General features: G+C 66.6%; 7 protein-coding genes. 3 read left to right on the top strand and 4 right to left on the bottom strand.

The window, feature by feature from the left end; translation table 11 throughout:
- Positions 1–1,578: Ppx/GppA phosphatase family protein (locus tag VNF92_09895; protein HVA58189.1), on the top strand; the 1,578-nt coding region annotated here is incomplete at its 5' end.
- On the opposite strand, the gene ppk1 is transcribed toward VNF92_09895, so the two are convergent.
- From ppk1 to VNF92_09875, 4 genes are all read right to left on the bottom strand, one after another.
- A complete protein-coding gene (gene ppk1, locus VNF92_09890) occupies positions 1,575–3,710 on the bottom strand; it encodes a polyphosphate kinase 1 (protein HVA58188.1) in 2,136 nt (711 codons plus the stop codon). The genes VNF92_09895 and ppk1 overlap by 4 nt on opposite strands.
- An 87-nt stretch (positions 3,711–3,797) precedes the next feature.
- Positions 3,798–4,835, bottom strand: a complete 1,038-nt coding sequence (locus VNF92_09885; protein ID HVA58187.1) for an inorganic phosphate transporter — start codon at positions 4,833–4,835, stop codon at positions 3,798–3,800.
- Between the two features lies 1 nt (position 4,836).
- A complete protein-coding gene (locus tag VNF92_09880; protein ID HVA58186.1) occupies positions 4,837–5,454 on the bottom strand; it encodes a DUF47 family protein in 618 nt (205 codons plus the stop codon).
- A 95-nt stretch (positions 5,455–5,549) separates the two neighbouring features.
- Complete coding sequence (locus tag VNF92_09875) at positions 5,550–6,317, bottom strand: rhomboid family intramembrane serine protease (protein HVA58185.1); 768 nt, start codon at positions 6,315–6,317, stop codon at positions 5,550–5,552.
- Between the two features lie 209 nt (positions 6,318–6,526).
- Between VNF92_09875 and dnaK the strand changes: the two genes are divergently transcribed.
- Together dnaK and VNF92_09865 are read left to right on the top strand one after the other, a co-directional pair.
- A complete protein-coding gene (dnaK, locus tag VNF92_09870) occupies positions 6,527–8,455 on the top strand; it encodes a molecular chaperone DnaK (protein HVA58184.1) in 1,929 nt (642 codons plus the stop codon).
- Positions 8,456–8,675: 220 nt separating this feature from the next.
- Positions 8,676–10,087, top strand: a 1,412-nt coding sequence (locus VNF92_09865; protein HVA58183.1) for a trypsin-like peptidase domain-containing protein, incomplete at its 3' end; no start/stop codon positions are given.

Below are 10,087 nucleotides of genomic sequence, written 5' to 3'. Positions count from 1 at the left end.
GGCCGCCCGCAGCGCATCGCGGCCATCGACATCGGGTCCAACTCCATCCGGCAGATCCTCGCCGACGTGTGGCCCGACGGCCGCATCCAGATCGTCGACGAGCTGAAGGCCGCCCCGCGTCTGGGCTCGGGACTGGCCGCGCACGCGCGGCTGGACGACGGCGCCATCGCGCGCGCGCTCGATGCCCTGCGCCGCATGACGATGCTCGCCCGCCAGCAACGCGCGAACCGGATCGAGGTCGTGGCCACGAGCGCGGTACGCGAAGCCTCCAACGGAGACGCCTTCGTGGCCGAAGTGCGGCGAGCCACCGGGCTTCGCGTACGCGTGCTGAGTGGCGAGCAGGAAGCGCGCCTCGCCTTTCGCAGCGCGCTGGCGCACTTCGAACTCGGCGCCGGCCGCGTGGTCGTCATGGACATCGGCGGTGGCTCGCTGGAACTCGCGCTCAGCTCCGACGGCGTGGTGGAGCATCTGGCGTCGCTTCCGCTCGGCGCCCTCCGGCTCACCGAGCGCTTTCTCGTGGGGCGCGATCAGCGGAAGGGGCTGGCCAAGCTGCGGCGCTTCGTGCGCGAAGAGATCCGCCCGCACCTGCCCATCCGCGAGTGGCGCGGCGCGCGCATCATCGGCTCGGGCGGAACGTTCACCAACCTCGCCGGCATCCACCTCGCGCGGCAGGGCATGACATCGGCGCGGAGCGTGCACGGCACGGCCATTCCGCACGTCGACATGGAGCGCGTCCTGGAGCTGCTGGCCGGGCTCACCCCGGCCGAGCGCCGCGGCGTTCCCGGGCTCAACGCCGGGCGCGCCGACATCATCCTGGCCGGCATCGCGACCGGGATGGAGGTGATGTCGCGGCTCGAAGCCCGGACCCTCCAAGTGTCGGCGTACGGGATCCGCGAGGGACTCCTGCTCGAAGCCGCGCGCGTGAAGCCCGCCGTGGTCGATCCCGGCCAGGCACGCGAGCGGTCGGTGCGCGATTTCGGCGTGCGCTGTCACTACGACGCCGTGCACGCCGAGCACGTGCGCACGCTTGCCCTGCAACTGTTCGACGCCATCGGGGCGCGCCTCGACTGCCCGCCCGAAGACCGCCAGATCCTGGCCGACGCCGCGCTACTCCACGACGTGGGGTACCACATCGGCTTCCGCGGCCACCAGAAGCATTCGTATCACCTCATCCTGCACGCCGACCTGCTCGGCGTGTCGCCGGGCGAACAGGTGATGGTGGCCAACATCGCCCGCTATCATCGAGGCAAGCCGCCGCGCAAACGCGACGAGAACCTGGCCCACCTGTCACCCGGCGTGCGCAAGCGCATCCGGCGATTGGCCGCCCTGCTGCGGGTGGCCGACGGCCTGGACCGCGGTCATATGGGCGTCGTGCGCAGCCTGCGCGTGCGATGGATGGCCCGCGCCGTGCGCATCACGCCCGTGCCGGCGCGGCAGCGGCGCGGGCTGCGGCTGGAAGTGTGGGGCGCGCACCGCAAGAGCGACCTGCTGGCCAAGGTGGCCAAGCGTCCCGTGGAGATCGTGACGCCCGACGGCGCCGTGCACTCCTCGGCGACCGTGGCCACGGAGCTGGATTAGGTCCGAGTCTCAGCGGGCTGGGACGCCGCCGCCTGATCCTCGCTCACCTCGGCCGGCGACCGTCCCCACGAATCGCGCAGCAGGGTCACGTGCGTCGCGCGCACCGCCCCGGCGGGCATCCGCTGGTGCCAGACGCCGTCCGCGTCGAGTTCCCACGCCTGCCGGTTGTCCGCGAGCAGCGTGTCGAACAGCGCCTGCAGCCGCGGGTGCAGCGTGCGATCCTCGACCGGCGCCACGGCTTCGACGCGGCGATCGAAGTTGCGCGGCATCCAGTCGGCGGACCCCAGGAAGTACTGGCCGGCGCCGCCGTTGGCGACGTACCAGAGGCGTGAGTGCTCCAGGAACCGGCCGATGATGCTCCGAACCCGGATGCGGTCGCTCACTCCGGGAATGCCGGGCCGCAGGCAGCAGATGCCGCGGATGATGAGATCGATCTCCACGCCGGCCTGTGACGCGGTATAGAGCGCCCGGATGATCTCCTCGTCCACGAGCGCGTTCATTTTCGCGAACACGCGCGCCGGCCGGCCCGCCCGCGCATGGGCGGATTCGCGTTCCAACAACTCGATGAACCGCGTCCGCAACGACATCGGCGCTACGAGCAGCGCCTGATAGTTGTGCTTGCGCGAGAATCCGGTGAGCGCGTTGAACAGTTCCGTCACGTCGTCCGCGATCACCGGACTGCAGGTGAACAGGCCGACGTCGGTGTACACGCGCGCCGTGCGCGAATTGTAGTTGCCGCTGCCGATGTGGACGTAGCGACGGATGCCATCGGCCTCGCGCCGCACCACGAGCAGCGTCTTGGCGTGCGTCTTGAGCGTGGCCGCGCCATAGGCCACGTGGACGCCCACCTCTTCGAGCTGCCGCGCCCAGTTGATGTTGTTCGCCTCGTCGAACCGCGCCTTCAGTTCCACCAGCACCGCCACCTGCTTGCCGCGCTGCGCGGCTTCGGTGAGTGCGTCCACGATCTGCGAGTCGCCCGACGTCCGGTACAGCGTCATCTTGATGGCCAGCACCTGGTCGTCGCGTGCCGCCTCTTCGATGAATCGTTCTACCGTGGCGGTGAACGAGTCGAATGGATGGTGCACCAGCATGTCGCGCTCGCGGATCACGTCGAAGATCGAGCGCGACGCGTCGCGCAACGCGGCCGGCGTGTTGGGCACGAACGGCTGATCGCGGAGCGCCGGCAGGTCCAGCGAAGTGAGCGAGATCAGGTCGCCCAGCCCCAGCAGCGACCCGGCCTCGAACACGTCGCGCTCGGTGAGCGCCCCCACCGGAAGATCGCGCTCGGCGCGCAACTCCTCGAGCAGCAGCTGGCGCAGGTGGGCCGGCATCTGGTCCACGACCTCGAGCCGGATCACCTCGCCGAATCGGCGCTTGAACACCTGCTCCTCGATCGTCGCCAGCAGGTCCTCGGGCTCGTCCAGGAACTCCGGCAGCTCGAGGTCGGAGTACCGCGTGATCCGAAACGCGTACCAATCGAGCACGTCCACCCCGGGGAACAGCGCTTCGAGGTGCGAGCCCACCAGATTCTCGAGAGGCACGAACTGGTGCGTGCGCCCCTCGATGGGCACCCACCGCGGCAGACTCTTCGGCACCTTCACCCGCGCGAACCGCACCGCGCCCGTATCGGGATCGCGGATCTCCACGGCCAGCGAAATGGAGAGATTGGAGATGTGCGGAAACGGATGCCCGGGGTCCACCACGAGCGGCGTGAGCACCGGGAACACTTCGCGCCGGAAGTACGCATCCATGTCCCGCCGCTCGGCATCCGACAACTCGTCCACCGGCGCCAGCCGCACCCCCTGGTCGGCAAGACGGGCGAGCAATTCCGCCAGGCACGCGTTCTGCGCCGCCACCAATTCGCCGATCTTGCGGCCCAACGCGTCCAACTGCTCCTGCGGCGTCAGTCCGTCGGGGGGGGTCTGCTGTACGCCGGCCGCCACCTGCCGGCGCAGCCCCGCCACCCGCACCATGATGAACTCGTCGAGGTTGTTGGCGAAGATGGCCAGGAACTTCAACCGTTCCAGTAACGGATTGCGGTCGTCCTCGGCCTCGTGAAGCACGCGCTGATTGAACGCAAGCCAACTGAGCTCGCGGTTGAAGAACAGCGACGGGGTGGGAGCGGCGGTCATGAGTGGCGGCAAGGGACGGTCCTCTTACCCTATTATACCCCGCACGCGCCGATGTAACTGTCCCGTTTCGGGGACGTCACTCCCTCGTCACGCCCCGAGAAACGCCCGAAGCACGATGTAACCCACAGCGGCAAGGGCACCTGCGGCCGGGATGGTGAGCACCCAGGCCCAAACGATCCGGCCGGCGATCCCCCACCGGACCGCCGACAGCCGGTGCGTGGCACCCACACCGACTATGGATCCGGTGATCGTATGCGTGGTGCTTACCGGAATACCGAACCGGGTGGCGAGCAGGATCGCGACCGCCCCTCCCGTTTCGGCGCAGAACCCGCCCACCGGCCGGAGCTTGGTGATCCGCGAGCCCATGGTGTGCACGATGCGCCATCCGCCGAACAGCGTGCCCAGCGAGATCGAGGTATAGGCGAAGATCTCCACCCACAACGGAATGATCTTGCCGTTGGTCACGTACAGGTGGTGCAGCACGCCGGTCTGGTGCACGAATACCGGCTGTGTAGCCACGAGCAGAGCCACGACGATCCCCATGGTCTTCTGGGCGTCGTTGCCGCCATGCGACAGCGAGAGCAGCGCCGAGCTGGCGAGCTGCGCATGACGAAAGAATCGGTCCACTCTTGCTGGAGCGCTGCGGCGGAAGATCCGGTACACCAGCACCATCAACAGGAAGCCCGCGCCGAGCCCGACAATCGGCGAGATCACGATGAAGGCCAGCGTCTGCTTCCACTTGATGCCCCAGAGAATCGCTCCCACGCCGGCTTTCGAGATCGCCGCGCCGGCATACCCGCCGATGAGCGCGTGCGACGAGCTGGAGGGAATGCCGAAATACCAGGTGACGAGATTCCAGGCGATGGCGCCGAGCAGGGCGGCGAGAATCAAGTTCGGCGTCACGATGCTCTGCTCGACCATTCCCGAGCCGATGGCCGTGGCGACCGCCGTCTTGACCACGAACAGGGCCGCGAAGTTGAACGCCGCCGCCCACACGACGGCGGCGAGCGGGCTCAATACGCGGGTGCCAACGATCGTGGCGATGGAATTCGCCGAATCGTGGAACCCGTTGCTGAAATCGAAGACCAGCGCGACCGCGATGATCGCGACGACGAACGCGGCCACGTCAGGCGTTCTTGAGAGAGATGCTCCGCAACACCTGGGCCACGCGCATGCAATAGTCGGTGGTGCGTTCGAGGGTGTCATACATCTCCTTCCACCGGAGGACGTCTATCGCATCATCGCCATTGGCGAACAGCGACCCCACCGCGTCATGGTAGATCGTGTCCGCTTCCTCCTCCAGCCGTTTCACGGCCGCCACCTGGCGCTCCACTTCGGCCGGCTTCTTGATCGCCGCCACGGCCTGCTGGAGGTGGTCGGTGGCCTCGGCCAGCACCCGCGCCAACTCCTTCCCCTGTGACCGCACGTCTTTGATGTGCAGCATCTCGTAACGCCGTGCCGCCCCATCGATCAGGTCCACCACGTCATCCAGCCGCGACACCAGCATGTGGATGTCTTCGCGATCGAACGGGGTGATGAAGCTCTTGTTGAGCCGCACGTTCACCGCCGCCGTGAGCTCGTCGGCGTCGTGCTCGATCTCTTTGAGCGCACGCACGTGGTGCGAGGCGTGAGCCGGATCGTCGAACAGCTGGACCAACTTCCGCGCTGCCGCCGCGAGCTGCGAGGCCAGCTGGTTGAAGGCCGTGAAGAACTGCTCGTCGTGGGGGATGAGCCGACCGAACATGGGCTTCCAAGGATCGTAGGGTGCCGCAAGCTACCGGCCAGGGTCCGGACGCGGGAAGGGGAACTCGACCGACAGGCCGTCGGGGATCGTCCGGGCTACGGCACCTCGTAGGCGTGCATCATCTGCGCCCGTTGGGCCATCAATTCCGGCTTCACGAACGCCCGGATGAGCAGCAAGCCCGTGAGGAACCCGCCTACGTGGGCCCACACCGCCACCCCACCGGTGATGTCGGGCCCCTGGGCCGACAGCGACGGCAGAGCCGTGAGTACCTGCACCCCGAACCACCAGATGAGCACGATCCACGCCGGAATGCGGAAGACCTTGAAGAAGATGATGAAGATGAACAGCATGTGGATGCGCACCCGCGGGTAGAGCACGAGATACGCCCCCATCACGCCCGAGATCGCTCCCGACGCGCCCACCGTGGGTACGGGCGACGCCGGATCGGAGGCGATCTGCGACGCGGCCGCGATCAGGCCGCACGTCAGGAAGAACGCCAGGAACCGCCACGGTCCCATCGTGTCTTCCACGGCCCGCGCGAACACCCAGAAGAACACGGCGTTGCCGAGGATGTGGAGCCATCCGCCGTGGAGGAAGATCGAGATGAGCGGTGTGAAGATGTTGATCCGCGAGTTGTCGATCACACAGGCGAGCCCCGGCGCCAGCGGCAGCTGATACCCGAGCGGCGCCATGTGCGTGATCTCCCCGGGCACCATCCCCAGGTTGCACACGGCCGACATCAGGGCGACGTCGTTGAAGCCCGCCCCCTCCACGAAGATCCAGACCGCGAACATCGCCGCGAGCAATGCCCACGTCATCAACGGCTGACGGAACAAGACGTTTTCGTCGCTGAGCGGAATCATGCGTCTGCCGGGTCGAGAAAGCTGCCAAGCCGCGCGGACACCCCTGCCGGTGCGTCAGCCGCCGGCCGGCGGCGCCAGAGTGTCAGACACCACAATGCGAAATGGGGGCAGACTCTGCCAGACTGGCGCAGATGCGCGGCCCTCCTCTTGCCATAAGGAACCGTGCAGGCGGGGGATAAACACCCCGTCCATCACCCACAGGGGAAGAAATGGCGGACAAAGTCATTGGCATCGATCTGGGTACCACCAATTCGGTCGTGGCGGTCATGGAGGGGGGCGACCCCGTCGTGATTCCGAACGCGGAGGGTGGTCGGACGACGCCTTCGGTAGTCGGGTTCACCAAGGATGGCGAGCGCCTCGTCGGCCAGGTCGCCAAGCGGCAGGCGGTCACCAATCCTCAGAACACCGTGTTCTCGATCAAGCGGTTCATGGGACGCAAGATGGGCGAGGTGAAGAACGAGATCTCGCGCGTGCCGTACAAGGTCGTGGCTGGCACGAACGACGTGGCCACGGTCGAGGTGCAGGGCAAGCGGTTCACCGCGCCCGAAATCTCGGCGATGATTCTGCAGAAAATGAAGCAGACGGCGGAAGACTACCTCGGCCATTCGGTGTCCAAGGCGGTCGTCACCGTGCCCGCCTATTTCAACGACGCGCAGCGCCAGGCCACGAAGGACGCCGGCAAGATCGCCGGGCTGGAAGTGCTGCGCATCATCAACGAGCCGACGGCCGCCGCACTCGCGTACGGCCTCGACAAGAAGAAGGATGAGAAGGTCGCGGTCTTCGACCTGGGTGGCGGCACGTACGACATCTCGGTGCTCGAACTGTATGACGTTGAGGGCTCGCGACAGTTCGAAGTCAAGTCTACCAACGGCGACACGCACCTTGGCGGCGACGACTTCGATCAGCGCGTGATCGACTGGATCGTGGCCGAGTTCAAGAAGGATCAGGGCATCGACCTCTCCAAGGATCCCATGGCGCTCCAGCGCCTCAAGGAAGCCGCCGAGAAGGCCAAGATGGAGTTGTCGAGCACGATGTCCACGGACATCAACCTCCCCTTCATCACGGCCGATGCGAGCGGGCCCAAGCACCTCAACTACACGCTCTCGCGGGCCAAGTTCGAGCAGCTGGTGGACGATCTCATCCAACGCACGATCCCGCCCATGGAGCAGGCGCTCAAGGACGCCGGGCTCAAGCCCGACGAGATCGACGAGGTCCTCCTCGTCGGCGGCTCGACGCGCATTCCGAAGATCCAGGAGATCGTCAAGAAGTTCTTCGGCAAGGACCCCAACAAGGGCGTGAACCCGGACGAGGTCGTAGCCATCGGGGCCGCCGTCCAGGGCGCGGTGCTCACCGGCGAGCAGAAGGACGTGCTGTTGCTCGACGTGACGCCGCTGTCGCTGGGCATCGAGACGCTGGGTGGCGTGACCACGGTGCTGATCCCGCGCAACACCACGATCCCGACCAAGAAGTCGGAGGTGTTCTCCACCGCCGACGACAATCAGACGACGGTCGAGATCCACGTGCTGCAGGGCGAACGCGAGTTGGCGCGCGACAATCGCACCATCGGCAAGTTCCAGCTCACGGGCATTCCGCCCGCTCCGCGCGGCGTACCGCAGGTCGAGGTCACGTTCGACATCGACGCCAACGGCATCCTGCACGTGGGCGCCAAGGACAAGGCCACGGGCAAGGAGCAGAAGATCCGCATCGAGGCGTCCAGCGGGCTGTCGGACTCCGAGGTCGATCGCATGGTCAAGGACGCCGAGAAGAATGCGCAGGCCGACAAGGCGCGGCGTGAGGAGATCGACACGCGGAACCGCCTGGACAGCATGACCTACGAGGTGGAGAAGAACGCCAAGGAGTGGTCGGACAAGTTGCCGGCGGACCTCAAGGCCAAGCTCGACGGGTCGGTGGAGCGGTCACGCAAGGCGCTCCGCGGTGACGACATGGCCGAGATCCGCGCCGCGCAGGAAGAACTGTCCAAAACGTTTGCCGAAGCGGGCCAGTCGTTCTACGCGCAGTCGCAGGCCGCTCCGGAGGGCGGCACCGCACCCGAAGGGGCGCCGGCCGCCGAGGGCGCGAAGCCCGAAGACGTGGTCGAGGCCGACTACGAGATCGTTGACGACAGCAAGAAACAATAAACATTCGTGGGTTGAGCGGTCACGGGCGCCGGGAACGAATCCCGGCGCCCGCGGCCGTTGCAGCCGCACCCTCGCGGAAACCAAGCCGCCCCGTTATGTGTCCATTTGGGGTGCCCACGTCTTTGGCGTGGCTCCGATCCGCGGCCGTGCCGGCGAACCAACTGCCGGCGCACGGGTAATACACAGAGTCTGACACACAGGTGGAATGATCAACATGTCTATGCGCTCACGTATCACGCTCGGCGCCGCTGTGGCGGTGGCATTCATCTGCGGGCTGGTGTTCGCGTCGGGGGTCGACCTCACGCGCTTCAGCTGGGCCCAGGCTGTGCGGCCCGAGTTCGCGTCGGCCAAGCTCACGCCTCCCCCGTCGGTCAACACCGCAGAAGCGGTTTCTGACGCGTTCGAGTGGGTGGCCAACACGGTCACTCCGGCCGTGGTTTCCATCCAGGCTGAAACGCAGCCCAAGCGGTCGCGCCAGCAGATGCCGCAGGGCCTCCCGCCGGGAATGGATCAGTTCTTCCGCCAGTTCCATCAGCAGCCCGACAACACGCCGCAGGTTTCGAGCGGCAGTGGCTTCATTGTATCGCGGGACGGCTACATCCTGACCAACAATCACGTCGTGGCTGACGGCGGCGACCTGGCCGACAAGCTGACGGTCACGCTTCTCGACAACCGGAAGTTCACGGCCAAGGTGATCGGTCGCGACCCGACCACCGACGTGGCGCTCATCAAGATCGACGCCAACAACCTGCCCACGGTGGCACTCGGCGAGGATTCCGCGGCCCACGTCGGGCAGTGGGTGCTGGCCATCGGCAACCCACTCGGCCTCAACTTTACCGTCACATCGGGCATCGTGAGCGCCAAGGGACGGCAGCTCAACGGGCTGCTCAACACGCCCGACAATCCGTACGCGATCATGGATTACATCCAGACCGACGCGGCCATCAATCCGGGCAACAGTGGCGGTCCGCTGGTCAACCTGCAGGGGCAGGTGATCGGCATCAACAGCGCGCTGGCCAGCGGTACCGGGTACTTCGCGGGGTATGGCTTCGCGATCCCGATCTCGCTCGCCCGCAAGGTGATGGATGACTTCATCAAGTACGGCCACGTGCGGCGCGCGGTGCTCGGTGTGAGCATCGTAGACGCAAGCAACGCGGATGCAACGATAAACGGTATGGCGGACATCCACGGCGCGTCGGTGCAGGGGTTCACCACCGACAACGGCCCGAGCCCGGCCGAGCAGGCGGGCATCGACATCAGCGACGTGATCATCTCGGTGGACGGCCAGCAGGTGAAGGACGTGGCGGCGTTGCAGCGCGTGGTGCGCAACTACGAGCCGGGCCAGACGATCAAGCTCGGGGTCATGCGGCACGGCAAGAGCCTTACGATCCCTGTGAAGTTGGGCGAGCCGCCGGCAGCTTCGACGACGGCCTTGGCGAGCAACGACCACGGAGACAACTCGGGTAGTGGCACGGCAATGGCCGAGACCAAGCTGGGTATTTCGGTGGCGCCGCTCACCAATGCGGTGGTGCAGCAGGACAGCGTGCCGTCGCAGTACAGCCATGGGCTGATGGTGACCGACGTGTCGCCCAGCAGCCCGGCGTTCCCCGATCCGACGTCGGCCGGCAGCGG

It is taken from the genome of Gemmatimonadaceae bacterium (assembly GCA_035533015.1).
In the GTDB taxonomy this organism is placed as follows: Bacteria; Gemmatimonadota; Gemmatimonadetes; order Gemmatimonadales; family Gemmatimonadaceae; genus JAGWRI01.
The sequence above is the reverse complement of the archived record's forward strand: the minus strand, read 5'-3'. Positions and strand labels throughout refer to the sequence as shown.

Bases quoted from the DNA above. Each gene is read 5' to 3' on its own strand.
- ppk1 (HVA58188.1), bottom strand. From the start codon at position 3,710: ATGACCGCCGCTCCCACCCCGTCGCTGTTCTTCAACCGCGAGCTCAGT.
- VNF92_09880 (HVA58186.1), bottom strand. From the start codon at position 5,454: ATGTTCGGTCGGCTCATCCCCCACGACGAGCAGTTCTTCACGGCCTTC.
- VNF92_09875 (HVA58185.1), bottom strand. From the start codon at position 6,317: ATGATTCCGCTCAGCGACGAAAACGTCTTGTTCCGTCAGCCGTTGATG.
- dnaK (HVA58184.1), top strand. From the start codon at position 6,527: ATGGCGGACAAAGTCATTGGCATCGATCTGGGTACCACCAATTCGGTC.